We start from the raw sequence: 25,276 nt of genomic DNA on the forward strand, positions 1-25,276 counted from the left end.
GGAAGCCGCGTCCGGCCCTTCCTATTTCGAAGGCATGTCCGATATCGCCCCGGCCCGACGCTCGCCCTCCGGTTTTGACCTGACCCCGCCCGACGACGACGAGCGGGCGCGGCTGGAGGCCGATCTGTCGCCCGAGGAGAAGCGCGTTCTGCTGGCCCACGGCACCGAGGCGCCGTTCTGCGGAACGCTGCTGGGCGAATCGCGGGCGGGTGTGTTCTGCTGCCGGGAATGCGGCCTGCCGCTGTTCCGCGCCGGGGCCAAGTTCGAGAGCGGCACCGGCTGGCCCAGTTTCACCGAGCCGGTTGATCCGACCCATGTGAGGGCGATCACCGACCGCTCGCACGGCATGACCCGCACCGAGACCCGCTGCGCCCGCTGCGACAGCCACCAGGGCCACGTGTTTCCGGACGGTCCGCCGCCGAGCGGGCTGAGGTACTGCATCAACTCAGTGGCCTTGAGCTTCGCGCCGGACGGGGAGCCGCTGCCGGACCCGCTGGGGCGCGGCGACGCCGCCGCGGGAATCGGGGCGGCCTGACCTTGGCCGCATTTGAGGCTAGGGTGAGTTCCTCGCAGGAGACGACGCCATGCTGATCCCCGTGCTGCTGACGGCCCTGGCCGCCGCGTCGGTCGCCTCGCCCGAGGGACCCGATCAGGACGGCGTGGTGACCACCGCTCCGGCCACGCCCCCGGTCCTCGCCGGGGCCCAGGCGCCGGTCGCCCCGGAGGTCGCCGCCGGCGCCGGCGCGCAGTCGGCCACGCCGCACGGCCTGAGCACTGACCAGCAGATCGCGCAGTGGCTGGCGGCCCGGTCCCCAGACCCGATGCCCGCCGCTGATTCGTCACCGTGGCGCGACGACCGCAAACCGCATGGCGAGTTCAGCGTCGGCATCGGCACGGGCGGCTACCGCGACTATGCGGCGGTGGTGTCCCTGCCGGTCGGCGAGAGCGGCCGGCTGGATATCAGCATCCGCCAGTCCGAGAACGATCCCTACCGCCACCGCTACGGCTATGGCGGGGGCTACGATCCGTATTTCGCCGACAGCGGCTACGCCTTCCCCGGCCAGGCCGCGCCGGGCGCCGCCATCGGCTACGAGCGCCATCTGTCGCGGGCCGATGGCCCGCCCTGGGTCCAACCCTCGCCCCGGTCGCAGCAGCCGGCGAAATAGAAAAAGGCCCGATCCGGCGGATCGGGCCTTTTGCATCAGTGGTGCCGCCGGGGGGAATCGAACCCACGACCTCAGCCTTACCAAGGATGCGCTCTACCACTGAGCTACGGCGGCGGAAACTGAGGAAGCGGCCCTATAGCCAACGGGGGACAACGGGGGAAGCCCTGATTTCCCCCGCTTGCGGAAAACTTTGTCCGCGGGTCATCATCCTCCGATGGATGAGTCGAAAAATCCGGCGCCCCTCCCGAAGCTGCCGCCCAGCTTGCCGGATCCGTTGGCGCCACCGAAGACGCCCGCTACGGAGCGGGCGCAGCGGCTGGCCACGGCGCTGAGAGACAATCTGAAGCGGCGCAAGGCGGCGACCCGGGCCGCCCGGACCGAAAAGCCGAGCAACTGAAAGTCATCGGTCGACGGGCGGACGGACTTTCGCTCGCCGGGGCGTCCGGGCTAGATAGCCGCCCCGCGCCCCGGACAGCTCGATCGGGGCGGGCCTGTGAGACGACATGGACAGCATCGCCATCCAAGGCGGCGCCCGGCTGAACGGAACCATTCCGGTCAGCGGCGCCAAGAATTCCGCCCTCAAGCTGATGGCCGCCTCGATCCTGACCGATCAGCCGCTGCGCCTGACCAATATGCCGCGCCTCGCGGACACCAAATTCCTCGGACGGCTGCTGCGTGAGCTCGGCGTCGAGGTGACCGAGAACGGGCATGGCGGCGAGCAGGAGACGCTGTTCCACGCCGCGCGGATCAAATCGACCTTCGCCCCCTATGACCTGGTCCGGCAGATGCGGGCCTCGTTCAACGTGCTGGGGCCGCTGCTGGCGCGCACTGGCGAGGCCAAGGTGTCGCTGCCGGGCGGTTGCACCATCGGGGCCCGGCCGGTCGATCTGCACCTGCAGGCGCTGACCGCCATGGGCGCCGAGATCGAACTGGACGAGGGCTATGTCATCGCCCGCGCGCGGAACGGCCTGAAGGGGGCGGAGATCGAGTTTCCCTTTGTCTCCGTCGGAGCCACCGAACACGCCCTGCTGGCGGCGGTGCTGGCCGACGGCGTCACGGTTCTGAAGAAGGCGGCGCGCGAGCCGGAGATCGGCGACCTGGCCCGCTGCCTCGTCGCCATGGGCGCCAGGGTTGAGGGCATCGACACCGACGAGCTGGTGATCACCGGGGTGAGCTCGCTGGGCGGAACAGACTGGCCGGTCATCGCCGACCGGATCGAGATGGGGTCCTACGCCGTCGCCGCGGCCATGGCCGGGGGCGAAGTGCGTCTGACGCGGGCGCGGCCGGAGCTGATGTCGGCCCTGACCGAGAAGATGATCGCGGCCGGCGTCGAGGTGACGCCGACGGCCGACGGGGTGATCGTGAAGCGCGACCCGGCCGTCCGGCTGAAGGGTGTCAACGTCGCTACCGAGGTCTATCCGGGCTTCGCCACAGACCTGCAGGCCCAGTTCATGGCGCTGATGACCACGGCGGAGGGCGACAGCGTCATCCACGAGAACATCTTCGAGAACCGCTTCATGCATGCGCCGGAGCTGATGCGGCTCGGGGCCGACATCCATGTCCACGCCGGCGAGGCGGTGGTGAAGGGGGTCGAGGTGCTGCACGGCGCCCAGGTCATGGCCACCGACCTGCGGGCCTCGGTCAGCCTGGTGATCGCGGGTCTCGTCGCCGAGGGCGAAACCACGGTCGGACGCGTGTATCATCTGGATCGCGGGTTCGAGCGGCTGGAAGAGAAGCTCGGGGCCTGCGGCGCGCAGATCCGCCGAATCAGGGGCGAGGACCATGAGCACTGAGGCGACCGCCGCCGACGACATGCCGCCGCCGGGAACGGCGGCCGAACCGCTTCGCCTTCTGGCCGAGGACGCCGACGACCTGCACATCATTTCCGCGGCGTTGCAGGACGCGATCATGCGGCCGGTCGATATCGTCTGGGAGCCGTCGGCCCGGCGGGTGACCCTGGCGCTGAGCCGTTTCTGCTGGGAGTGCGGCGGCGCCCGGGTGATGGCGGCGATGCAGTTCGGCGACGTGATCGCCGTCAAGAGTCGTCGCCTGCCGCGCGGGCCGGAGCATGCGCTGGAGCTGCTGGCCATGGATTTCGAGCCGGGCGAGGCGCCGGGCGGGCGGGTGACGCTGATGTTCGCCGGAGGCGGCGATCTGCGCATCGACGTCGAATGCCTCGACGCGGTGCTGACCGACCTTTCGGAACGCTGGCCCGCCCGGGTGGCGCCGACCCACAATGGCGACGAACCGGAGCCGGCGTGAGCGAGCACCGTCTGTCCTCGGTCGAACTGGATGCGGCCACCCTGCCGGCGGCGACGGCCGAGATCGAGCACGAGCGCCGTGTGGCCATCTTCGATCTGGTGGAGAAGAACAGTTTCGAGCCGGCCGGGGCCGACGGCGGGCCCTATGCGCTGAAGCTGTCGCTGCTGGACGGGCGACTGGTGTTCGATATCGCCGGGCCGGAGTTCGCTCGCGCCCACGGCCTGTCGCTGAACCCGCTGAACAAGGTGGTGAAGGACTATATCGCCATCTGCGACAGCTATTTCGAGGCGTTGCGGGGAACCTCGCCGAGCCAGATCGAGGCCGTCGACATGGGCCGGCGCGGCCTGCACAACGAAGGCGCCGAGCTGCTGAAAGCGCGGCTCGACGGCAAGATCGCGGTCGACCACGAGACGGCGCGGCGGCTGTTCACGCTCGTGACGGCGCTTTATCGGCGCGGTTGATCTCTCGACTATGGCGAGGTTTTCGGGCATAGGCCCGCTCTCTTTTCGACGTGCGCTCCCGCCCGGCGCGCGTCCAGACTTGTATTCACCGGGCGTGAGAGGCCGCATGGCTAAGGAAGAACTGCTCGAGTTTCCCGGCGTCGTCAGCGAACTGCTGCCGAACGCGACGTTTCGCGTGACGCTCGAGAACGACCACGAGATCATCGCCCACACCGCCGGCAAGATGCGCAAGAACCGCATCCGCGTGCTGGCCGGCGACAAGGTCCTGGTCGAGATGACGCCCTACGACCTGACCAAGGGCCGCATCACCTACCGCTTCAAGTAAGGACGGGCTCGGATGAGCCGTCCGGAGCTTGTGCTGGCGTCGGCCAGCCCGCGCCGCGTGGAATTGCTGGCGCTGGTCGGGATCGTCCCCGACCGCATCGAACCCGCCGACATCGATGAAACGCCGCTGAAGGACGAGACGCCGCCGCGTCTCGCCGCCCGGCTGGCGCGGAGCAAGGCCGAGGCCGTGGCGGCCCGCGCGCCCGACTCCGTGGTGCTGGCCGCCGATACGGTGGTGGCCGTCGGCCGCCGCCTGCTGGAGAAGGCCGCCGACGAGGCCGAGGCGGTGCGGTTCCTGAAACTGCTGTCGGGGCGCAATCACCGGGTCTTCACCGGCGTGGCCGTGGCCGCCGGGGGCGCGATCCGGCATCGGGTCGTCGAGGCGCGGGTCAGCATGAAGGTGCTGTCCGGGGACGAGATCGCCGCCTATGTCCGTTCGGGCGAATGGCGCGGCAAGGCCGGGGCTTATGGGATTCAGGGCCGGGCCGGGGCCTTCGTGACCCGGATCGTCGGCAGCTATCCCGCCATCGTCGGCCTGCCGCTGCACGAGACCGTCAACCTGCTGGCCGGGGCCGGCTGGCGCGCAGAGTGAGCGCGCTCGAAACCTTCCTCGACGAGACGCCCGGCGAGGTCCGGGGGATGGTCGTGCGGGGCGGCCGGTTCGAACGCCTGATCATCCAGAGAGAGAGCGACCCTCCGCAGCATCGTTTGGGGGCGCGGTCTGTCGGGCGCGTGACCACGGTCGATGCGGGGCTGAAGGGTGCGTTCGTCGACATGGCCGCCGGGGAGCCGTTCGGCTTTCTGCCTCTGCGCAAGAGCGATCGGGTCGCCGTCGGCGACAAGGTCGAGGTCGAGGTCTCGGCCGAACCGCGCGAACACAAGGGGGTGACGCTGAGCCTGATCGGGGCGGGGGAGGGCGAGGCCCGCTTACTGCGACCCGGGCCGACCGTGGCCGAGACGCTGACGCGGCTGGCCCCCGGCGTCGAACCGCGCGCCGGGGCGGCGGCGATGCGGGCCAGCCTCGAGGCCGAGGAGGAAGCAATGGCCCCGGGCGCACTGTTCGCCCATCTCGGCGTGCGGCTGATGGTGGAGCGGACGCGGGCGCTGGTGGCGGTGGACATCGACCATGCGCCGACCCCGGGCCGCGACGGGCGGCGCGACAAGACCCGGGCCAACCGCGAGGGGCTGGCGCAGGCGGCGCGGCTGATCCGGCTGAAAGGCTGGGGCGGGCTGGTCGCGGTCGATCTGGTCGGGACCGGGCATGACGGGGCGGCGATTCTGGCGGCGGCCCGGGCGGCTTTCGGCGATGATCCCGGGGTCGCCTTCGGGCCGGTGAACCGGTTCGGCGTGCTGATGGTGTCGCTGCCGTGGCGCGAGACCCCGATCGAGGAGCGTCTGCGGGGAGCGGACGGGCGGCCGAGCCTGGAGACCCGGGCCGTGGACGCCGTGCGGCGTCTGGGTGTGGCGCTGGCGGACGACACGGCGACGCCCTATCTGACCCTGCGCTGCCCCCCGGCGGTTGCGCCGATGGCTGGAGCGCTGGCGGCGCGGCTCGGTCCGCGGGCGCGGGTGAAGGCCGATCCGGCCCTGACCGGCGGCGTGGAAATCGATGAAGGCTGAAGCGATGGCGACCTGCCCCATCTGCCGGCGCGCGCCGGCCGACCCGAAATACAAGCCGTTCTGCTCCAAACGCTGCGCCGACGTGGATCTGCAGCGCTGGTTCACGGGCTCCTACGCCATCCCCGGCCCGGTGGAGGACGAGCCGCCGCGGGACGGAGAGGAAGGCTGACAAGACCGCTGGACACCTGAAAACGGCTCGCCTATAGACGCCGCTCTCGCGAATGGACGCCTCGCCTGGGTAGCTCAGTTGGTAGAGCAGCGGATTGAAAATCCGCGTGTCGGTGGTTCGAATCCGCCCCCAGGCACCACCATCCCCGCGCGCCGGCGGAATTCGGCGACACCAATCACGAAATTGTCGCTTTCGGCCCCAATCCTCGGCTTCAAGCGCGCTTGCTCTCCCGCAGGGGGAAAAGCGCGGTTGCGCACTTGACGCTCTGATAACCGTTCGCCAAAGGAGCTTGACCGCTTTCCTAGGCAAGCGGTCGGCGGAGGCGGGATTTCTCGAGATCCCGACGCCGTCGGCACCGCCCCGGAAGCCGAGAGGCAACCGGAAGCGTCAGGAGGCGTTTCGCAGACCGGGGTTCCAATGGACCCCAGCGCTGCGAACGAGATTTTCATGGAGGGGCGGTCGTCGTCTGCGGCCGTTTTCTCAGGGTTTCACGAGTCAGACCAAAAAAGCAGGAACTGGCGAACTATGCTCGATATCAAGAAGACCAACATCCTCCTGGCCATGGCCGGCGCCGCCGTCCTGATGGCCGGTACGCCGGTCCTCGCGCAGGATGCCACCGCTCCGGCCGCGGCCGAAGCCACCGCCGCCGCGCCGGCTGACGCCGCCGCCACCACGGCTCCGGCCGCCGAAGCCGCCCCGGCCGCCGAGGAGCCCGCCGCCGAAAGCCACGGCAAGCTGACCCCCGCCAAGATGTTCATGGAAGCGGACATCGTCGTGCAGGTCGTGATGATCGGCCTGCTGCTCGCCTCGGTGTTCAGCTGGGTGATCCTGCTGATCAAACTGTTCGAGTTCGGCGCCCTGAACCGCAAGACCGACCAGTTCCTCGAGTCCTTCCGTCAGACCCGCACGATCGCCGACATGCGTCGCGTGGCCACCTCGGAAGAGTTCGAAGGCAACCCGCTGGCCGATATGGCTGCCGCGGCCACCGACGAAGTCGAACTGTCGCGTCAGGCGGGCCTTTCGGTCACCGGCGATCACCGCGACGGCGCTCTCGGCCGCGCCCAGGCCGCCGTCAACGCCGTTCAGGCCGGTCTCGGCAAGCGTCTGTCGGGCGGACAGCAGTTCCTGGCCTCGACCGGTTCGACCGCGCCGTTCATCGGTCTGTTCGGCACCGTTTACGGGATCATGAACTCGTTCATCGGCATCGCGAACACCAACACGACCAACCTGGCCGTCGTCGCCCCCGGCATCGCCGAGGCGCTGCTGGCCACCGGTATCGGCCTGTTCGCGGCTATCCCGGCGGTTATCTTCTACAACTACTTCAACACCCGCATCGCCTCCTACGGCACCCGTTCGGACGGCTTCAACGCCGAGCTGATGAACGCCGTGTCGCGTAACCTCGACAAGGGGGCGTAAGTCGGATGGCCGCCAAACTCTCAGGCGGCGGCGGCGGCAAGTACGCCATCGAGCAGAACAGCGAGATTAACGTCACGCCGTTCGTGGACATCATGCTTGTCCTGCTCATCATCTTCATGGTGGCGGCTCCGCTCGCCACCGTGTCGGTGGAGGTGAAACTTCCGGTCGCGGTCGCGCCGATGCAGCAGAATCCGCCGAAGCCGTTCTACGTCTCGATCCAAGCCAACTCTCGGGTTTACCTGGGGGATGACGAGGTGGACATCGACTCCGTGGGGTCCGAACTGCTTGGTCAAATCGGCAATAAGGTGCCGTCGGATGAGCGGATCTTCATCCGGGCGGATCAGACCACCCGGTACGGCGATTTCATGCAGGTCATGAATTCGCTTCAGGACAGTGGTTTCTACAGCGTCGCCCTGGTCGGCGAAGACCAGTCGGCAGAGTAGGAGCGATGAAAATATGACCGAAGTCGAATATCATCGCAGTCTGTACGACCCGCCGAAGGCGAAGGGCATTTTCGGGGTCCCCCCGCATGTGTTTATCGCCAGCGTCGTGGTGGTGTTCCTGCTGTTCGCCCTGCTGGCGTTCTATTTCATCAACGCCCAGTTCAAGCTGCGCGAGGTGAACTACTCGGACGACTCCGTCGACGTCGAACTGATCGAACCGATCCCGCCGCCGCCGCCGCCCCCGCCGCCGCCGCCGCCGCCGCCCGAAACGGCGCCGCCGCCCAAGCTGCAGGTGCGCGTCCCGGCTCCGGTCCCGGTTCAGATTCCGGTTCCGCCGCTGCCGGTGCCGCCGACGCCGAAGGAAGAGCGGGTCGCCTCGACGATTCCGCCGGGCCGTATCGATGGACCGGTGACGATCCCGCTGCCGCCCCCGCCGCCGAAGCCGTCGGTGATCACCAATCCGAGCTGGTCGCGTCAGGTCAGGCCGGATTATCCGGAGCGGGCCCTGTCTCGGGGTATCGATTCCGGCTCGGTGCGCCTGAGCTGCCTGGTTCGGCCCGATGGTAGTCTCGATGACTGCCGTATCGTGTCGGAGGATCCCAGCGGCGCAGGCTTCGGCCAGGCGGCTTTGGCCGCCGCGCGCCGGTCGCGGATTTCGCCCCGGACCGTTGACGGGGCCGCTGTCGGCGCCCGCGTCGAATGGACGACCAGCTACCGGGCCGCGCCCGAATAGATCGGGACCTGCGATCCCGGAACGCCCCGGCCCCCACGGCCGGGGCGTTTTCGTATGGGGGGTGGAGCGTTTCGGGCGGTCCAGGCGTTGTCCCGCGGAGTTGAACCGGAGCCTGCCTCATGACCCGCATCTTCCCCCGCCCGCTTACCGCCGCCTTCGCCGCGACCGCCGCCCTGTCGCTGGCCGCCTGCGCCTATAACGAGACGCTGGGCCGCAACCAGTTTCTGATCGTGGACGACGCCGCTCTGACGCAGCAGTCCGACGCGGCCTGGGCCGAGGCCCTGCGCACCCAGCCGACCTCCAGAGACGCGGCCGCCAATGAGCGCGTGCGTCGTGTCGGGGGACGGATCGTTCAGGCCGCAGGCCTGACCAACCGCAGCTGGGACTATGCGGTCTTCGTCAGCAACAGTCCCAACGCCTTCGTCCTGCCGTCGGGCAAGATCGGCGTCACCACGGGCCTGCTGGGCCTCGTCCGCAACGACGACCAGTTGGCCGCCGTGCTGGGTCACGAGGTCGGCCACGTCGTCGCCCGCCACGCCGCCGAGCGCTACTCGACAACGGCGCTGAGCAGCGTGGCCATCAGCGGCGTCCAGAGCGTCGCCGGCGACTACGCCAAGGCCGCGGGAGCCATTGGCGGTCTGGGCGCTCAATTGGGCGTCCTGCTGCCATTCTCGCGCAATCATGAGCTGGAGGCGGATCGGCTTGGCGTCGACTACATGCAGCGCGCCGGCTACCGACCGTCCGAGTCGATCGCCCTGTGGCGGATCATGGCCGGGCAGCGTCAGGGCTCGACGCCGGAGTTCGCCTCGACCCACCCGTCCGACGCCAGCCGGATCGCGGCGCTGGAACAGTATATCGCGAGTCAGGGCTGGTCGTAGAGGACAGGGGCCAAGGGTCGAGGGACCGAGGGGCGGTTAAGGTAGAGACTGGTTCGGTCTGGTCCCCGCAGCCTGATTTCCTCGCCCCTCGACCCTCGGCCCTCGACCTTCTTCCAAATCGACCTTGATCGACGCCAGCGACCCCGCTAGACACGCCGCTCGCGACAGCGCGCCGCCTTAGCTCAGTTGGTTAGAGCGCCGGTTTGTGGAACCGGAGGTCCTCAGTTCAAGCCTGAGAGGCGGTACCATCCTCCCCGATCTGGAGCGCGTTACGGCATGACCGACACGCCGCCGGCCTGGGACTCCCTTCAGTACAGCCGTTTCGAACGCGAGCGCGACCGCGCCGCCCACGATCTGCTGGCGCGACTGCCCGATGAGCTGACTCCCGGCGAGATCTGGGACCTGGGTTGCGGCGCGGGGCAGCACGCCGTCTGGCTGACGAGGCGTTTCCCGAAGGCTCGCGTCCATGGTCTGGACACCAGTGAGGCGATGCTGGAGGCCGCGCGGGCCTGGGACGTCGATGTAGACTGGCGGTTGGGCGATATCGCCGGTTGGGCGCCGGACCGGCCGGTCGACCTGATTCTGGCGAACGCCTCACTGCACTGGTTGCCCGATCACGAGGCCCTGCTGGGGCGGCTGACGGAAGCGCTGGCTCCGGGCGGGGTCATCGCCGTGCAGATGCCGATGGCGTATGAGACCCGGCATCATTCGCTGATGCGCGAGGTCGCAGCCGACGGGCCGTGGGCCAGGGCCCTGGCCGGAGTCGGGACGGTCGCGCCGCTGCTGCAGCCGGAAGACTATTATTCCGTGCTGGCCGAAGGATGCGGCGACGTCGATGTCTGGTCGACGACCTATCTGCAGGCGCTGACCGGGGCCGACGCCGTGCTGGAGTGGATGAAGGGGACCGCGCTGCGGCCCTTCCTCGCGGCGCTGCCTGACGGCGTCATGCGGCGGGCTTATCTGGCCGCGCTCGGCGAGCGGCTTTCTTCCGCCTTCCCACCACGGCGGGACGGAGTGACGCTGATGCCGTTTCCGCGGCTGTTTCTGGTGGCGCGAAAGCGCTGAGGGGCATGCGACGGCGAAGATAGGTGACCGGGCAGACGAGATCGGCCAGCGTCTCCCGCGTGGCGCTGTAGCCCGCATCGACCCCCGCCTCGAACCCCTTCCAGTCGCGAATATCGAGACCGTCCGGCGTGGGCTGGATCAGCAGGTCGGTGGCGGCGCGGGAACTTTCGAGATCGGCGTCCGTGGTCAGGGTGGCCGAGCGCATCAGGATCGAGACGATCGGCGGTCCCCGTCGCCAGGCGCCGGTGGCGATCAGCCGCCAGATCGACGGCGGGTGCTCTATCAGGTCCGGATCGACGCCCCGCGTTTCGGACATGTCGATGGCGATGACCGGACCGGAGTTCATCTGGCGCATCACCTCGGCCGGGAGGTTTTTCAGCACCGCGCCGTCGACCAGCACCTGGCCATCGATGACCACGGGCGGCAGGATGCCGGGGATGGCGATGGAGGCCCGCATGGCGCGCCGCATCAGGCCGCGGCGGTGCACCTCCAGCTTGCCGCTGGTCAGGTTGGTGGAGGCCGCGAAGAACGGGCGGTGCAGGTCGGCCAGGTCGATATCGCCGTAAGCCTCGAGCAGCAGGCGGTCGACCTTGTGCGCGCGGGTCATGGCCAGCATCGGGAAGGCGAGATCGGACAGCGGGTCGCTCTCCACGAACGCCTTGCGGATGCCGGCTTCGAGCTCTTCCTGCGACCAGTTCAGGGCGGGGCCGGCGGCGATCACCGCGCCCATGGACGCCCCGCCGACGAAGTCGATCGGCACCCTCGCCTCGCGCAGGGCCCGCAGGGCGCCGATGTGCGAATAGGCCCGGGCGCCGCCGCCGGAGAGGACCACGCCCACGGCGGAGCCGGTGATGACCCGGCCGATCCGCTCGGCGTCGGCCTGGTCGCCCTCGACGGCCTGGAACCAGCGGCCGGGGCCGACCGCGTCGATCCACACGTTGGTGTTTGCCGGGTTGGTCATGCGGGGATCGCGCAGCAGGATCAGGTCGGTGCGGCGCTGGGCGTCGAGCACGCCGGCGTGGGGCAGGGGTCGGTTGGGCGGGGTCATCAGGCCTGACCCGACGACGAAGACCCGGTCGACCTGGCGCGCGCACAGCGCGGCCCAGGCGGGCTCGTCCATCTCGGCGACGTAGAGGACATAGTCGTGGGAGTCCTCGACCCGGCTGAACCAGTCGCTGGCGGAGGACAGGGCCGTCTGGTCGATGACCTGGCAGGTGAAGCCGTCGGCCTCGATGGCCGCCGCGATGCGCTCGACGAAGGCGCGGATCGGGCGCGGCCGGGCCGAGATGAAGCCGAACACGCTGGGCTCGCCGCCGCCGGAGCGCCGGTCGCGGGCGCGCTGGATCATCAGCCGGGACAGTTCGACCATGAGGTCGGGCTCGGTGCGGGCGGCCTCGAAGAAGGCGTCCCGCGGCAGGGCGATGACCTCGGAGTCGCGCAGGGCGACGACGTCGGCGGTATGAACCGTGCCCGCCAGCATGGCCATTTCGCCGGCGGGCTCGCCGGGCCGGATGACGCCGACGAACTGGGGCGGGCGATCCCCGACGGGTTCCCGCCGGAACACGCCGAGGCGGCCCGAGCGAAGCAGGTAGAGGGTGTCAGCCGTATCGCCCTCGAGGAACAGGCTTTCGCCGCCGGTCAGGGCGAACCAGCTGGCGCTGGTGTTCGTGCCGCCCGTGAAGATGCGGTGCAGGGCGTCTTCGAGGCGGTCGGAGCGGGTCGGGGCCATGGCGCGGGGCCTGGGGGCTAAGGGCTAGTCAGAAGAATCGGAACAGGCCATCGTCGCACATCCCAGCGCAATCCCTAGCCCCTGGACCCAAGCCCCTACCAGGCCCCCATCTCACGCAGTTGCTTCGCCAGGTCCTCGGGCAGGTCGCCGGCGTCGAGGGTCGTCAGGTCGGGCGGGGCGTCCTTCGGTTCAAGATAGCGCCAGCCCTGGAAGGGCCGCCGGGCCTGGGGGGCGGTGCGGACGACCTCGGGCGACAGCTTGATGTGGCACATCGAGGCCTTGCCCTCGCCCCGCGTCGAGATGTCGAGGATGGGCATGCGGCAGACCACCGAGCCCTTCATCACCCAGAACAACGAACCGCCGTCCTCGAGTTCGGCGGCGCGTTTGGGAGTCATCCGGGTGTGGACGGTCAGCCATTCGCCCTTGGCCGCGCGGCGCTCCAGCGTCTCGACCCTGGCGACGCCGACGCACAGCTTGATCATGTGCAGGGTGGTCATGACGCCGGAGCGGCGGCCTCGACCGTAGCCAGCACCGTCCCGTCCGCGACCTGATCGCCGACCGAGACGGCAATCTCGCCGACCACGCCGTCGAACGGGGCGACGAGGGCGTGTTCCATCTTCATGGCCTCAAGCACCACGACGGGCTGGCCCTTGGTCACCGTGTCGCCGGACTTGGCGGGCGCGGCGACGATCTTGCCGGGCATGGGGGCGCGCAGGGCGCCGTCGGAGGCGGGGCCGGACCCGGCTCCCGCCCGGGCGAAGGCGCGGATCTCGAAGGCCGAGCCGTTCTCGAAGGCGACGCCGGCGCGCGGGGATAGCGGCAGATAGCTGATGACGCCGTGGGCCTCGTCGCGCATGGCCACCGTCTGGGGCCGGCCGTCGACCACCAGATGTTGGTCGGTTCGCGCCGCGGCATTCGCGCGGAAGCCCCTCGGGCCGTAGCCACCGTCCCACGGACTGGTCGGGTCTCCGCTTTCATCAGGCGCGGCGTCGGTGCGCAGGTAGTAGGCGGCGTCCTCCAGCGCCATGGCTGAGAGGGGCTCGGCGGTCAGGGCGGGTTCCTCGGCGGCGATGAAGCCAGTGTCGATGTCCCCGCTGTTGAAGCGCGGATGCTCGAGGCATTTCATCACGAAGGCGGCGTTGGTCTTCACCGGCCAGACCTCGACCTCGCCAGCGGCCTCGGCCAGCGCCTCGGCGGCCTCTTCCCGTGTCTCGCGATGCACGATCAGCTTGGCGATCATCGGGTCGTAGAACTGGCTGACCTCGCCGCCTTCCATGACGCCGGTGTCGACGCGGATGTCGTCGGGAAGGCGGAAGTGATCGAGCTTGCCGATCGAGGGCAGGAAGCCGTTGGCGGGGTCCTCGGCGTAGAGGCGGGCTTCCATGGCCCAGCCGTTCAAAGGGATGTCGGCCTGTTTCAGCGGGATGGGCTCGCCGGCGGCGACGCGCAGCTGCCATTCGACCAGGTCGACGCCGGTGATCGCCTCGGTGACCGGGTGTTCGACCTGCAGACGGGTGTTCATCTCCATGAACCAGATGCGGTCGGCCTTGAGGCCGTCGGAGGCGTCGGCGATGAATTCGATGGTGCCGGCGCCCTCGTAGTTCACGGCTTTCGCGGCGCGGACGGCGGCGGCGGTGACGGCCTCGCGGGTGGCGGCGTCCATGCCGGGGGCCGGGGCCTCCTCGATGACCTTCTGGTGGCGGCGCTGCAGCGAGCAGTCGCGTTCGTGCAGGTGGACGACCGTGCCGTGCGTGTCGCCGAAGACCTGCACCTCGATGTGGCGCGGACGGGTGATGTATTTCTCGATCAGGACGCGGGGGTCGCCGAAGGAGGCCTCGCCCTCGCGCTGGGCCCCGGCCAGCCCTGCGGCGAAGTCCTGGGCGCGCTCGACCTTTTTCATGCCCTTGCCGCCGCCGCCGGCGACGGCCTTGATGAGCACCGGATAGCCGATGGCGTCCGCCTCTTTCTGCAGCCGTTCGAGGGACTGGTCCTCGCCGAGGTAGCCGGGGGTGACCGGCACGCCGGCCTCCATCATCAGGGATTTGGCGGCGTCCTTGAGGCCCATGGCGCGGATGGCGGCGGGCGGCGGGCCGATCCAGACCAGGCCGGCGGCCATGACCGCCTCGGCGAAGTCGGCGTTCTCACTGAGGAAGCCGTAGCCGGGGTGGATGGCCTCGGCGCCCGTCTGTTTGGCGGCGGCCAGGACCCTGGCGGTGTCGAGGTAGGATTCGCGGGCGGCGGCGGGGCCGATCAGCACGGCCTCGTCGGCCTCGCGCACGTGCAGGGCTTTCGCGTCGGCTTCGGAATAGACGGCGATGGTGCGCAAGCCCATGCGGCGGGCGGTGCGGAACACGCGGCAGGCGATCTCGCCGCGATTGGCGACCAGGACGGATTTGAACATGGGATTTTCTTAGAGGGGCGGGGGTCGAGGGTCGAGTAGAGCAGGCGCGATTCTTCGTCTTCCGGGGCGGGAGCCGCGGAAGGGTGGGGAGGGCGCGGGACAGCCGGGCCTCGCCCGGTTGGGATGTGAATACCGTTTCGACGAGACAGACTGTCCCGCGCGGTCGTTTTCCACGCGCCCTCCGGCTGGCGGCCCTGTCATTCGAGCCTTGCCGGATCACCGCCAGGGTCATTGCTGAACCCGACGCGGGGCGGACATGACGGCATGTTGCTGACGTCAGCAGCCCGCTTCCATTAGCGCGCGGCGAGCAAGCGGGCAGGATCCATCCCTGCCCGACGAGGACCCCCGGACTCTCCGTCGCCCGGGCTTCATCGCTCGACCACAGCCCGCCGACATCGAGAACGTGGATCCGACGCCCTCCCCACCGACGGGAAGCCCCTATACTAAACCCCCTCCGCCCTCAGGCGGGTTCAGGACGCTCGATCACGAACGGAGTCCGGGGAAAACAACGGGTTGGGAGATTTCTATAGGCGGATTGCACATTAACTTGCAGCGCAGCAATTGCCCTTGAGAGCCGAGGTTCATCACAACGGGCACAACGGATTCACGACGGACACGACGGGGCCGGAGGGGCGGCGGCGACCGTCGGGGAGACGCAATCGATGGATGGCGGGCAAGGGCCCGCGAAGACGAAGCGGGGCCGGGTCCCGTCGTGCCCGTTGTGACCTCGCCGTGGTCGTTGTGATGAACCCGCGTCGGGCAGCGGCCCGCACCGCCGGCCCCGGGATGACGAAGTGGAGGGTCCTATTCCGCCCAGCGCGGCTTGCGCTTGTCGAGGAAGGCGCGGACGCCTTCCTGGCCTTCGACGGAGGTTCGGGCGTGGGCGATGCGGCGGGCGGTGTCTTCCATCAGGCCGTGATCGACCTTCTCGTGGGCGACGTCGTGAACCAGCCGTTTGGCGTCCCCCATGGCGCCGGGGGCGCAGGCCTTGAGGCCCTTGACGAAGTCGGAGACGAAGGGACCGATGGCGGCGGCGTCGGGCAGGACATGGCCGATCAGGCCGTAGGCGCGGGCGGCGTCGGCCTCGAACAGGTCGGCGGTCATGAACAGGGCGCGGGCGGTGCGGGCGCCGACGGCCTCGATCACATAGGGGGCTATGGTCGCCGGGATCAGGCCCAGCTTGACCTCGGAGAAGGCGAACTTCGTCCCCTTGACCGCCACCGCCATGTCGCAGGCGGCGACGATGCCGGCCCCGCCGCCCATGGCCGCGCCCTCGACGAGGGCGACGGTCAGGGCCGGAATGTCGTGCAGCGCCTTGAGCATCTTCGCCAAGCCCATGGCGTCGGAGCGGTTGTCGCTCTCGGACCAGTCGGCGGCGTCGCGCATCCACTCCAGGTCGGCCCCGGCGCTGAAGGTCCCGCCCGCGCCGCGAATGAAGACGACGCGCACATGGTCGGCGCCGTGCAGGGTTTCGAAGGCCTCATAGAGGGCGGCGATGGTGGCGGCGTCGAAGGCGTTGCGCTTTGACGGCCGGTTGATGGTGACGAAGACGACGCCGTCGAGCGTGGACTCGATCCGCACCAGCCGGTCGTCGGCGTCGGGGGCCGGGTCGGCCAGCAGGGGGTGGGCGATGGCGTTGATCTTCGCCGCCTCGCCCGGGGTGACGTCGAGGGCGTTGATGTCGGCGGGGGAGGGTTTGCGGTCGGTCATGGTGTCTCCTGCGGCTTCACCGGTATAACGCGCGGCGGGCCGAACGGAACATGGGGGAAATACGATGGCGACCAGCACGACCGACCGGGTTCGGCGGATGAGCGTGGCCAGCGTCCATGTCCACTATGTCGCCAAGGTCGAGAAGAAGGGCCGGACACGAGCCGAGGTGGATGAGGTCATCCGCTGGCTGACCGGCTATTCGCAGGATCAGCTGGAGGCGCTGCTGGCCGACAAGACCGACTTCGAGACCTTCTTCGCCAAGGCGCCGGCGATGAACCCCAACCGCTTCCTGATCACCGGGGTGATCTGCGGCTATCGCGTCGAGGAGATCGAGGACCCGTTCATGCGGGAGCTGCGCCACCTCGACAAGCTGGTGGACGAGGTGAGCAAGGGGAAGGCGATGGAGAAGGTGCTGCGGGCGGGTTGAACTCGTCCACAGCTTTCCAAGGAGAACATATTGCCAACCGGAACAAACCGGGTACATCTTCACGGCGCAGGTTAGAAAGGCCTCCTTCTTCGTTAAGGGTACACCTAATGCCGACAAAACTACCGGGCGGACGGACCACCGCGATCGGGTATGCGCAGGCGCTTAACGGGTTTCACGCCACGAGGTATGCGACACGACGGGGGCGACCTCTCAATCGAATGGTCTCGGTCAACTTCGCCCGCCTTGGTCTCGACGAAGAGAAGTGCGGACCGCTCTTTAGAGAACTGCGCGATCGCATCGCTCGCGCGTGGAAGTATGCCGACGCCAACGGGGCCGGTTTAGGCAGCTTCGACTACATTCTTGCTCACGAGAATCCCGGCGCGCGACGCAACGTCCATTGTGCCATCCACGTCCCGGCGGAGCAGACTGACTGGTTCGACCAACTGGTTCGCCACCGGCTGGCAAAGCTGATCGGCAGGCCGTTGCCGCAAGGAACTCTCGACTTCACCGAGATCAAAACACCCGGCAACACGACGAAATACATCCTCAAGGGAGTGGATCGGCGCTACGTCCAGCACTTCCACATGAGAGACTGGGCCGCCGACCAAGGCGTGGTTTCGGGCCGGAGATTCGCCACCAGTCGCAGCATTGGGAGAACCGCCCGACGCCGGAATAACTGGCGAAGGTCCTAGTCACATCCTGAACACGCCGAAGGTCGTCTCCGGGATCGGGGCGTTGAGGCTGGCGCTGATGGCGAGTCCCAGCACGTCCCGCGTCTGCGCCGGATCGATCACCCCGTCGTCCCACAGCCTCGCGGTGGCGTGGTAGGGGTTGCCCTCGTCCTCGTATTTCTGACGGATCGGGGCCTTGAAGGCCTCGGCCTCCTCGGGCGTCCAGCTGTCGGCGTCGCGGTGGACGGTGGCCAGAACCGCCGCTGCCTGTTCGCCGCCCATGACGCTGATGCGGCTGTTGGGCCAGGTGAACAGGAAGCGGGGCGAGTAGGCGCGGCCGCACATGCCGTAGTTGCCGGCCCCGAAGCTGCCGCCGATCAGGACGGTGAATTTGGGCACCTCGGCGCTGGCGACGGCGGTGACCAGCTTGGCGCCGTTCTTGGCGATGCCCTCGGCCTCGTATTTGCCGCCGACCATGAAGCCGGAGATGTTCTGCAGGAAGACCAGCGGGATCTTCCGCTTGCAGGCCAGTTCGATGAAATGGGCGCCCTTGAGCGCGCTCTCGGAGAACAGCACGCCGTTGTTGGCGAGGATGGCGACCGGATAACCCCAGATGCGGGCGAAGCCGCAGACCAGGGTCGTGCCGTACAGGGCCTTGAACTCGTCGAACTCGGAGCCGTCGACGAGGCGGGCGATGACCTCGCGTACGTCATAGGGGGCGCGGACGTCGTCGGGGATGATGCCGTACAGCTCCTCGGCGTCGAAGGCGGGGGCGCGGGGTTCGCGCACGTCGAGGTCGACGCGCTTCACCGTGTTGAGGCCGTCGACGATGGTGCGGACGATCTCCAGCGCGTGCTCGTCGTTGTCGGCCACATAGTCGACGACGCCGGACTTGCGCCCGTGCGTCTCGGCCCCGCCCAGTTCCTCGGCCGAGATGACCTCGCCGGTGGCGGCCTTCACCAGCGGCGGGCCGGCGAGGAAGATGGTGCCCTGTTCGCGCACGATCACCGTCTCGTCCGACATGGCGGGCACATAGGCCCCGCCGGCGGTGCAGGAGCCCATGACGCAGGCGATTTGCGGAATGGACTTCGCCGACATCCGCGCCTGGTTGAAGAAGATGCGCCCGAAATGGTCGCGGTCGGGGAAGACCTCGGCCTGGTGGGGCAGGTTGGCGCCGCCGGAATCAACCAGATAGACGCACGGCAGGTTGTTCTGTTCGGCGATCTCCTGGGCGCGCAGGTGCTTCTTGACCGTCATCGGGAAATAGGCGCCGCCCTTCACCGTCGGGTCGTTGGCGACGATCATCACCTCGCGGCCCGAGACCCGGCCGACGCCGCAGATCATGCCGGCGCCGGGGGCCTCGCCCTTGTACATGTCGCAGGCGGCCAGCTGGCCGATCTCGAGGAAGGGCGAACCGGGATCGAGCAGACGTTCGACGCGATCGCGGGGGAGGAGCTTGCCGCGGGCGACGTGGCGTTCGCGCGACTTCTCGGGACCGCCGAGGGCCGCCTCGGCGACTCGGGCGCGGAGCTCGTCGCGCAGGGCGCGGTTGTGGGCGTCGAGCGCCTTGAAGGCGGGGCTGTTCGGGTCGATGGCGGACGTCAGCTTGGGCATGGGGGCTGGTTTAGGGCGGTTCTGAGAGACGCTCCATACCTTTCGTCATCCCGGGGCGTGAAGCGACCCCGGGACCCAGCGGCGCGCGGCAGCGCGAACCTGTCGCGAACTCCGTGGTTGCCGGCATCGCCTTCGCTTCGCTTCGGCGCCGCTGGGTCCCGGCCTTCGCCGGGATGACGAAAGAAGAGAATGGGGCTCACTCCCCTTATGGCAGCCCGCAGCAAATCCAGTTGACCCGGCCGCATCCCCGTGGCCTGTCCCGCCTCCCATGTCCGCCCTGAGCCTCGAGACCCCCGCCACCCTGAAAGACCTGCTGCACCTCGCGTGGCCGGTGGTGCTGGCGCGTATCGGCATCATGACCATGGGCCTGACCGACGCCATCGTGGTCGGCAACTGGTCGGGGCTGGAGCTGGCCTACAGTTCGCTGGCCATGACCCCGACGATGATCGTCGTGACCACCGCCGTCGGTCTGTTGATGGGGGTGCAGGTGATGACCGCCCGCTATCTCGGCGAGGGACGGCGTCATGAGGTCGGGGCGGTGCTGCGGCGGGGGGTGACCTATTCACTGCTGCTCGGCGGTGGGGCCATGGTCGCCCTGATCCTGCTGGGGCCGTGGGGTTTGCGGAGCCTGGGTCTGGCCGACGGGCTGGCGGAGGGAGCCTCGCCGGTGCTGATCGTGCTTGCCCTGTCGATGCCCGGCTATCTGGTCAGCGTGGCGGCGCAGCTGTTCCTCGAGGCCCTGCACCGGCCGCGGGCGGGCATGTGGGCCATGTGGATCGCCAATGGCGTCAATCTGGCGCTGAACCTGCTGCTGGTGCCGGACGTGCTGGGGCTCGGGATCGACGGCGCCGTGGCGGCGGCCTGGGCGACGCTGTTCGCACGGACATCGCTGGCGGTGTTCCTGATCGTCTACATCGTGCGTATGCCCGAGGCGCGGGCGCTGGGCGTGTTCAGTCGCCCCCGCCGAGACCCGCCCGCCGAGCGCGACCAGCGCAAGGTCGGCTACGGCGCGGGCAGCTCCTATTTCATCGAGGTCGCCGCCTTCGGGGCGATGACCTTCATCGCCGGCCAACTGGGCGCGCTCGAGACGGCGGCCTGGACCATCGTGATCAACGTCTCGGCCATCGTCTTCATGGTCCCGATGGGGCTGTCGTCTGCGACCGCGGTGCTGGTCGGCCGGGCCTATGGTGCGAAAGACGGACGCGGCGTGATGCGGGCCGGGCTGGTCGGGCTGGGCGTCGTCAGCGCCCTGACGTTGGCGGTGGCGCTGGCGCTGTGGCCGACGGCGGAGTGGGTGGCCAGCGCCTACAACCGCAATCCGGCCCTGCTGGCGATGGTGACGCCGGCGCTGGTGCTGGCGACCCTGTTCTTCGTGGCCGACGGCATCCAGGTGGTCTCGGCCTCGGCCAACCGCGCGGCGGGCGACGTCTGGTGGCCGACGATCATGCATTTCGCCGCCTACAGCCTGATCATGATGCCGCTCGGCTGGTGGCTGGCCCATGAGATCGGGGTCAACGGCCTGGTCTGGGCGGTGATCATCGCCAGCCTGGTGTCAGCGACGCTGCTGACGGGGCGGTTCGTCAGGGTAGCGCGGCGGCTTCCGCAGGGTCTGGGGACTGGGACCGGGGGCTAGGGAAGGCGTCGGGGTTGCGGTATCGCGCAGCACTCGCCACTAAGCCCTAAGCCCTACTCCCCACGCCCTTCCTCCCGGAATCCATGTCCCGCATCCTCATCACCTCGGCCCTGCCTTACATCAACGGCATCAAGCATCTGGGGAATCTGGCGGGCTCGATGCTGCCGGCGGATGTGTTCGCGCGGTTCAAGCGGGCCCAGGGGCATGAGGTGCTCTACATCTGCGCCACGGACGAGCACGGCACCCCGGCCGAACTGGCCGCCGCCGCCGCCGGGCAGGACGTGCGCACCTATTGCGACGAGCAGCACGAGATCCAGAAGCGGGCCGGCGAGGCCTTCGGGCTCAGCTATGACTGGTTCGGGCGGTCCTCCAGCGACGCCAACCGGCGGCTGACGCAGCATTTCGCCGCCCGGCTGGAGCAGAACGGCCTGATCGAGGAGCGGGTCGACCGGATGATCTATTCGGTCGACGACGCCCGCTTCCTGCCGGACCGTTATGTCGAGGGGACCTGCCCGCATTGCGGCCACGTCGGTGCGCGCGGCGACCAGTGCGACAACTGCGGGCGGCTGCTGGACCCGACCGACCTGATCGATCCGTATTCGGCGGTGTCGGGATCGCGCAATCTCGAGGTCCGGGACACGCGTCACCTCTATCTGCTGCAGACCAAGCTGGAACAGCGCATCCGCGACTGGATCGGGACCAAGGGCGACTGGCAGACGCTGGCCCGGTCCATCGCCCTGAAACATCTCGACGAGGGGCTGATCGACCGGGGCGTGACCCGCGACCTGAAATGGGGCGTGCCGGTGGTCGGGCCCGACGGCGGGCCGCGTCCCGGCATGGAGGGCAAGGTCTTCTACGTCTGGTTCGACGCCCCGATCGAATATATCGGCGCCACCGAGGAATGGGCCGAGGCGACCGGCCGGACCTGGCGCGACTGGTGGCGCACCGACGAGGGCGCCGACGACGTCCGCTACGTCCAGTTCATGGGCAAGGACAATGTGGCCTTCCACACCGTCAGCTTCCCGGCGACGATCCTCGGATCGGGCGAGCCGTGGAAGACGGTCGATACGCTGAAGGCCTTCAACTGGCTGAACTGGTACGGCGGCAAATTCTCGACCAGCCAGAAGCGCGGCGTATTCATGGACCAGGCGCTGGAGCTGCTGCCCGCCGACTATTGGCGCTGGCATCTGACCGCCTATGGGCCGGAAGGGTCGGACGCGGCCTTCACCTGGGAGCAGTTCCAGTCGACGACCAACAAGGACCTGGCCGATGTGCTGGGCAATTTCGTCAACCGCATCGTCAAATTCGCGGAGAGCAAGTTCGACGGCGTCGTGCCGGACGCGGGCGAGCCGGGGCCGCTGGAGGCGAAGCTGGAGGCCGATGTCCGGGCCGGCATCGCCGAGGCGACCGCCGCCTTCGAAGCCATGGAATTCCGCAAGGCCTGCCAGGCCCTGCGCGCCGTCTGGGTGCTGGGCAACGAATATCTTCAGGAGGCGGCGCCGTGGACCGCCTTCAAGACCGATGTCGACCGGGCGGCGGTCGGGGTGCGCACCGGCCTCAACCTGGTGGCGCTGTTCGCCCGGCTCGCGGCGCCGGTGATGCCGGCCTCGGCGGAGAAGATCGCCGCCTCGGTGGGGGCCGCGGACCTGAGCTGGCCGACCGCGGACGAGCCGTTGCTGGACGCCCTGCCGCGCGGCCAGGCCGTGACCGCCCAGGGGGTGCTGTTCACCAAGATCGAGGACGCCCAGGTGGCGGAATGGAAGGAACAGTTTGGCGGAGGCGTAGATTCGATTAACGTTGAGTCGTGAAGTTCAGAGGGGTTTGAGGATGCTTGGAATTAGAAAGTTGGCTGTCCTGATTGCTGCGGCGGGCTTGACCGTCGCCGGCTGCGCTGAGCTCACGGAGTTCAATGATTGGCTGAACGAGCCCATGTCGCCCGAGGCCATCGCGCACCGGGACGCCCAGCGGGCCTCTCAGCCCTACATCCCAAATTACACGACAATCGGAACGCCTTACGACACCGGGGCATCCGGAACATCGGGGGCATCATCACGGCCGTCGAGCGACAGCGGAGTGAGTTCTGGTACTGGGCAGTGCCGGGCAGGGCTGGCACCCGCGCCTTGTCGTTTCCCGGACGGCAGCTGGGGCACCTGCTGCGCCAACCCCCAATAATGCACCGTCGAAGAGAGGCGATGAAAGCCCGTCCCATAAGTGATCAAGGTTGATCCGTCGTCGCCTTCTTTGTCGAAACCGTCTGCGCCGGTGGCGTATCCGCTGAACTGGTCGGGAGGGGTGGGGTCTCAAGTTCATTACTCTCGCCCCGGGTTCCCTTCAGATGCTTGGACGCCTCCTTCTCGCCGATGTCGAGGAAGGCGGGGGCGGCGGCGTTGAACGCCTCCATCCGGTCGGTGCGCACGATCACCGAGCGGCCGCCGTCCCAGATCATGTGCAGGGCGACGTAGAGGACCACGAACAGGCCGACGTAGCCGATCCAGCGGTGCCGGGTCAGCAGCTTGGCGATGAAGGTCGCCGCAACGCCCATCAGAGCGATCGACAGCACCAGGCCGAAGACCATGATGACGGGATGGTCGTGCGCGGCGCCGGCGACGGCCAGCACATTGTCCAGCGACATGGTGATGTCCGCGATCATGATCTGGACGAGGGCGGCGCCGAAGGATTTGCGCTTGAGACCGAGGGCCTCGGGCGGCGGGCCGCCGCCATGGTGCACCGACATGGCCGTCTCCAGTTCGGCCTCGGCCTCGGCCTGGTCGTGAGTGGCCTGCTCACGCAGTTCGCGCCACATCTTCCAGCACACCCACAGCAGCAGGAAACCGCCGGCCAGCAGCAGGCCGACGATGGCCAGAAGCTGCACGGTGATGAGGGCGAAGCCGATGCGCATCACCACCGCGGCGGCGAGGCCGATCAGAATGGCCTTCTTGCGCAGCTCGGGGGCCAGGGCGGCCGCGGCGAGGCCCACGGCCACGGCGTTGTCGCCCGCCAGCACCAGGTCGATCATCAAGACCTTGCCGAGCGCGCTGAGGGCTTCCGGGGTGAACAGTTCGGCGGAGCTGAGAAATTCCATGCGCGCGCTCTAGGGCAGGGGAGTGGGTTTGGGCAAGCCGGATACGCCGATCAGTCCCGCGTCCGCGCGCGCGTGGCTTCATAGAGGGCGATGGCGGCGGCGTTCGACACATTGAGGCTCTCAAATCCCCCGGGCATGGGGATTTTCGCCATCACGTCGCAATGCTCGGCCACCAGGCGGCGGACGCCGTCGCCCTCGGAGCCCATGACCAGGACGGTGGGCCGGCGGTCCAGGGCCTGCTCCAGCGTCAGCTCCGCCGCCCCGTCCAGCCCGACGGCCTGCCAGCCGAGGTCGGACAACCGCTCGAGCGCCCGGCTCAGATTGGTCACCCGGGCGCAGGGCAGGCGCTCGGTGGCGCCGGCCGAGGCCTTGGCCAGCGCCCCGGCCAGGGCGGGCGAATGCCGGTCCTGCACCACGACGCCCTTCGCGCCGAAGGCCAGGGCCGAGCGGAAGATGGCGCCGACGTTCTGGGGGTCGGTCAGCTGGTCGAGCATGACGATGACTCCGTCTGCGGGTTCGGTGAAGTCCTCAAGCGCCACGCCCTCGAGCGGCTGGACCTTGAAGGCGAGGCCCTGATGCACGGCGCCGGCCGGCAGCATGCGGGCCAGGGCCGTGCCGTCGACGATCTCGACCCGGTGGCCGTTCGGCGCGAGACCGTCGCGCTCGATCTCGGCGGCGCGGTCCGCGGTGGCCAACAGCCGCCCCATGCCCTTGCGGGCCGGATTGGCCAGGGCCGCGAGCACCGGATGACGGCCCCACAGCCAGTGGTCCGCGTCGACCTTGGGCTTGCGTTCGCGAGCCGGAGAATCGGCGCCGCCCCGCGCCGGCGGATTGGGCGTCCAGCCGCCGGTTTTCGGGGCCTCGGGACGATCCCGGAAGCCCGGCTTTTTACCGGTTTTCCGGTCGTTGCGTTCTCTGTTTGACGACACTATAAGACGCCCTCCGATTTGGGGCCCAAGGGCATTCCGGTCAGGCGCTTCCTCTAAACCAGGGTTTGCCGGACTTCGAAGGCTTTTGTTCGGGAGCGGTTGTTTCGACCGCTTTCGGGCGTTCCGGATCGGTCTTCACATCGCGCGAGGGGGAATGTCCCGAGCGGCAAAGGGGGCGGACTGTAAATCCGCTGCGTAAGCTTCGCAGGTTCGAGTCCTGCTTCCCCCACCACGCGCTGTCGAAGACCGGCGGAAACGGACCTCGAAAAGGCCGGTTGCTTAGGCCGTGTGTCCTGCGGGGCCGGGCCGACGCAGTCTCCGCGCGGGTATAGTACAATGGTAGTACAGCAGCCTTCCAAGCTGAATATGTCGGTTCGATTCCGTCTACCCGCTCCAGATTTCTATTGCTGACCCAATCGCCCCCTTCCGGGCCACAGGAGTTTTGGCCATGGCCAAGGAAAAGTTCGAACGTAACAAGCCGCACTGCAACATCGGCACGATCGGTCACGTGGACCACGGCAAGACGACGCTGACGGCGGCGAT

26 protein-coding genes, 5 tRNA genes and 1 pseudogene are annotated in these 25,276 nt (G+C 68.6%); 24 read left to right on the forward strand and 8 right to left on the reverse strand.

The annotated features are described in order from the left end of the window. The first annotated feature begins 34 nt into the window (after positions 1-34). Complete coding sequence (gene msrB, locus HNQ67_RS12310; protein WP_183255872.1) at positions 35-535, forward strand: peptide-methionine (R)-S-oxide reductase MsrB; 501 nt, start codon at positions 35-37, stop codon at positions 533-535. A gap of 49 nt (positions 536-584) precedes the next feature. Continuing rightward, positions 585-1,166 carry a RodZ family helix-turn-helix domain-containing protein gene (locus tag HNQ67_RS12315; protein WP_183255874.1) on the forward strand — a complete coding sequence of 194 codons (582 nt, stop codon included), beginning with the start codon at positions 585-587 and terminating at the stop codon, positions 1,164-1,166. Positions 1,167-1,205: 39 nt separating this feature from the next. Here the strand turns inward: HNQ67_RS12315 and HNQ67_RS12320 are convergent. After that, a tRNA-Thr gene (locus tag HNQ67_RS12320) sits at positions 1,206-1,280 on the reverse strand. Between the two features lie 100 nt (positions 1,281-1,380). Between HNQ67_RS12320 and HNQ67_RS12325 the strand changes: the two genes are divergently transcribed. From HNQ67_RS12325 to HNQ67_RS13695, 15 genes and pseudogenes are all read left to right on the forward strand, one after another. Next, the gene (locus HNQ67_RS12325) at positions 1,381-1,563 is read left to right on the forward strand and encodes a hypothetical protein (RefSeq protein WP_183255934.1); all 183 of its coding nucleotides are present in this window, start codon (positions 1,381-1,383) and stop codon (positions 1,561-1,563) included. Positions 1,564-1,669: 106 nt separating this feature from the next. After that, positions 1,670-2,959 carry a UDP-N-acetylglucosamine 1-carboxyvinyltransferase gene (gene murA, locus HNQ67_RS12330; protein ID WP_183255875.1) on the forward strand — a complete coding sequence of 430 codons (1,290 nt, stop codon included), beginning with the start codon at positions 1,670-1,672 and terminating at the stop codon, positions 2,957-2,959. Continuing rightward, positions 2,949-3,428, forward strand: a complete 480-nt coding sequence (locus tag HNQ67_RS12335) for a DUF2948 family protein (protein WP_183255878.1) — start codon at positions 2,949-2,951, stop codon at positions 3,426-3,428. Before murA ends, HNQ67_RS12335 begins: the two co-directional genes overlap by 11 nt. Next, positions 3,425-3,889, forward strand: coding sequence for a UPF0262 family protein (locus tag HNQ67_RS12340; protein ID WP_343054916.1), 465 nt, complete (start codon positions 3,425-3,427; stop codon positions 3,887-3,889). Before HNQ67_RS12335 ends, HNQ67_RS12340 begins: the two co-directional genes overlap by 4 nt. 106 nt (positions 3,890-3,995) lie before the next feature. Further along, entirely contained in the window at positions 3,996-4,214 is a 219-nt protein-coding gene (gene infA / locus HNQ67_RS12345) for a translation initiation factor IF-1 (RefSeq protein WP_003164348.1), read from the forward strand. Positions 4,215-4,226: 12 nt separating this feature from the next. Further along, complete coding sequence (locus HNQ67_RS12350; protein ID WP_183255881.1) at positions 4,227-4,805, forward strand: Maf family protein; 579 nt, start codon at positions 4,227-4,229, stop codon at positions 4,803-4,805. Next, positions 4,802-5,833 (forward strand): ribonuclease E/G, encoded by a 1,032-nt coding sequence (locus tag HNQ67_RS12355; RefSeq protein WP_183255883.1) that lies wholly within the window; start codon positions 4,802-4,804, stop codon positions 5,831-5,833. Before HNQ67_RS12350 ends, HNQ67_RS12355 begins: the two co-directional genes overlap by 4 nt. Positions 5,834-5,837: 4 nt before the next feature. Next, complete coding sequence (locus HNQ67_RS12360) at positions 5,838-6,002, forward strand: DNA gyrase inhibitor YacG (protein ID WP_183255933.1); 165 nt, start codon at positions 5,838-5,840, stop codon at positions 6,000-6,002. A 63-nt stretch (positions 6,003-6,065) separates the two neighbouring features. Continuing rightward, positions 6,066-6,141 (forward strand) — tRNA-Phe (locus tag HNQ67_RS12365). 386 nt (positions 6,142-6,527) lie between these two features. Continuing rightward, positions 6,528-7,418, forward strand: a complete 891-nt coding sequence (gene exbB, locus HNQ67_RS12370; RefSeq protein ID WP_183255885.1) for a tonB-system energizer ExbB — start codon at positions 6,528-6,530, stop codon at positions 7,416-7,418. A 5-nt stretch (positions 7,419-7,423) separates the two neighbouring features. Beyond that, entirely contained in the window at positions 7,424-7,861 is a 438-nt protein-coding gene (locus HNQ67_RS12375; RefSeq protein ID WP_183255887.1) for a biopolymer transporter ExbD, read from the forward strand. A gap of 13 nt (positions 7,862-7,874) precedes the next feature. Then, positions 7,875-8,594 carry a TonB family protein gene (locus HNQ67_RS13785; protein WP_183255888.1) on the forward strand — a complete coding sequence of 240 codons (720 nt, stop codon included), beginning with the start codon at positions 7,875-7,877 and terminating at the stop codon, positions 8,592-8,594. 119 nt (positions 8,595-8,713) lie between these two features. Then, entirely contained in the window at positions 8,714-9,472 is a 759-nt protein-coding gene (locus HNQ67_RS12385) for a M48 family metallopeptidase (protein WP_183255890.1), read from the forward strand. A 171-nt stretch (positions 9,473-9,643) separates the two neighbouring features. Then, positions 9,644-9,720: transfer RNA gene (locus tag HNQ67_RS12390), tRNA-His, on the forward strand. 28 nt (positions 9,721-9,748) lie between these two features. After that, a pseudogene (locus HNQ67_RS13695) lies at positions 9,749-10,195 on the forward strand (methyltransferase domain-containing protein); the annotation flags it as partial. 220 nt (positions 10,196-10,415) lie between these two features. Here the strand turns inward: HNQ67_RS13695 and HNQ67_RS12395 are convergent. From HNQ67_RS12395 to HNQ67_RS12410, 4 genes are all read right to left on the reverse strand, one after another. Then, entirely contained in the window at positions 10,416-12,266 is a 1,851-nt protein-coding gene (locus tag HNQ67_RS12395) for a patatin-like phospholipase family protein (RefSeq protein ID WP_183255892.1), read from the reverse strand. A 95-nt stretch (positions 12,267-12,361) separates the two neighbouring features. Then, positions 12,362-12,763 (reverse strand): DUF1489 family protein, encoded by a 402-nt coding sequence (locus HNQ67_RS12400; protein WP_183255895.1) that lies wholly within the window; start codon positions 12,761-12,763, stop codon positions 12,362-12,364. Then, complete coding sequence (locus HNQ67_RS12405; RefSeq protein ID WP_183255897.1) at positions 12,760-14,667, reverse strand: acetyl/propionyl/methylcrotonyl-CoA carboxylase subunit alpha; 1,908 nt, start codon at positions 14,665-14,667, stop codon at positions 12,760-12,762. The genes HNQ67_RS12400 and HNQ67_RS12405 overlap by 4 nt, the downstream gene beginning before the upstream one ends. Positions 14,668-15,471: 804 nt before the next feature. Beyond that, a complete protein-coding gene (locus HNQ67_RS12410; RefSeq protein ID WP_183255899.1) occupies positions 15,472-16,377 on the reverse strand; it encodes an enoyl-CoA hydratase-related protein in 906 nt (301 codons plus the stop codon). 64 nt (positions 16,378-16,441) lie between these two features. Here HNQ67_RS12410 and HNQ67_RS12415 point away from each other — a divergent pair, with 64 nt between their 5' ends. Both HNQ67_RS12415 and HNQ67_RS12420 read left to right on the forward strand, forming a co-directional pair. Continuing rightward, a complete protein-coding gene (locus HNQ67_RS12415; RefSeq protein ID WP_183255901.1) occupies positions 16,442-16,804 on the forward strand; it encodes a DUF2200 domain-containing protein in 363 nt (120 codons plus the stop codon). Between the two features lie 218 nt (positions 16,805-17,022). Beyond that, complete coding sequence (locus HNQ67_RS12420) at positions 17,023-17,496, forward strand: hypothetical protein (RefSeq protein ID WP_183255903.1); 474 nt, start codon at positions 17,023-17,025, stop codon at positions 17,494-17,496. Here the strand turns inward: HNQ67_RS12420 and HNQ67_RS12425 are convergent, their stop codons facing one another. Next, on the reverse strand, positions 17,497-19,089 hold the full coding sequence (locus tag HNQ67_RS12425; protein WP_183255905.1) for a carboxyl transferase domain-containing protein: 1,593 nt from the start codon (positions 19,087-19,089) through the stop codon (positions 17,497-17,499). It lies immediately after the preceding gene. A gap of 268 nt (positions 19,090-19,357) precedes the next feature. Between HNQ67_RS12425 and HNQ67_RS12430 the strand changes: the two genes are divergently transcribed. Then, a complete protein-coding gene (locus tag HNQ67_RS12430; protein WP_183255907.1) occupies positions 19,358-20,722 on the forward strand; it encodes an MATE family efflux transporter in 1,365 nt (454 codons plus the stop codon). An 83-nt stretch (positions 20,723-20,805) separates the two neighbouring features. Next, positions 20,806-22,530, forward strand: a complete 1,725-nt coding sequence (metG, locus tag HNQ67_RS12435; RefSeq protein WP_183255909.1) for a methionine--tRNA ligase — start codon at positions 20,806-20,808, stop codon at positions 22,528-22,530. A gap of 407 nt (positions 22,531-22,937) precedes the next feature. On the opposite strand, the gene HNQ67_RS12440 is transcribed toward metG, so the two are convergent. Both HNQ67_RS12440 and rlmB read right to left on the reverse strand, forming a co-directional pair. Next, positions 22,938-23,804, reverse strand: a complete 867-nt coding sequence (locus HNQ67_RS12440) for a TerC family protein (RefSeq protein ID WP_183255911.1) — start codon at positions 23,802-23,804, stop codon at positions 22,938-22,940. 50 nt (positions 23,805-23,854) lie between these two features. Then, the gene (rlmB, locus tag HNQ67_RS12445) at positions 23,855-24,733 is read right to left on the reverse strand and encodes a 23S rRNA (guanosine(2251)-2'-O)-methyltransferase RlmB (RefSeq protein ID WP_183255913.1); all 879 of its coding nucleotides are present in this window, start codon (positions 24,731-24,733) and stop codon (positions 23,855-23,857) included. A 148-nt stretch (positions 24,734-24,881) separates the two neighbouring features. Between rlmB and HNQ67_RS12450 the strand changes: the two genes are divergently transcribed. The 3 genes from HNQ67_RS12450 to HNQ67_RS12460 all read left to right on the forward strand — a co-directional run. Next, a tRNA-Tyr gene (locus HNQ67_RS12450) sits at positions 24,882-24,965 on the forward strand. A 90-nt stretch (positions 24,966-25,055) separates the two neighbouring features. Then, a tRNA-Gly gene (locus HNQ67_RS12455) sits at positions 25,056-25,129 on the forward strand. Positions 25,130-25,181: 52 nt separating this feature from the next. Then, positions 25,182-25,276, forward strand: a 95-nt coding sequence (locus HNQ67_RS12460) for a GTP-binding protein (RefSeq protein ID WP_209282537.1), incomplete at its 3' end; no start/stop codon positions are given.

Origin of the sequence: Brevundimonas basaltis (assembly GCF_014202075.1) — a bacterium.
Taxonomy (GTDB): domain Bacteria; phylum Pseudomonadota; class Alphaproteobacteria; order Caulobacterales; family Caulobacteraceae; genus Brevundimonas; species Brevundimonas basaltis.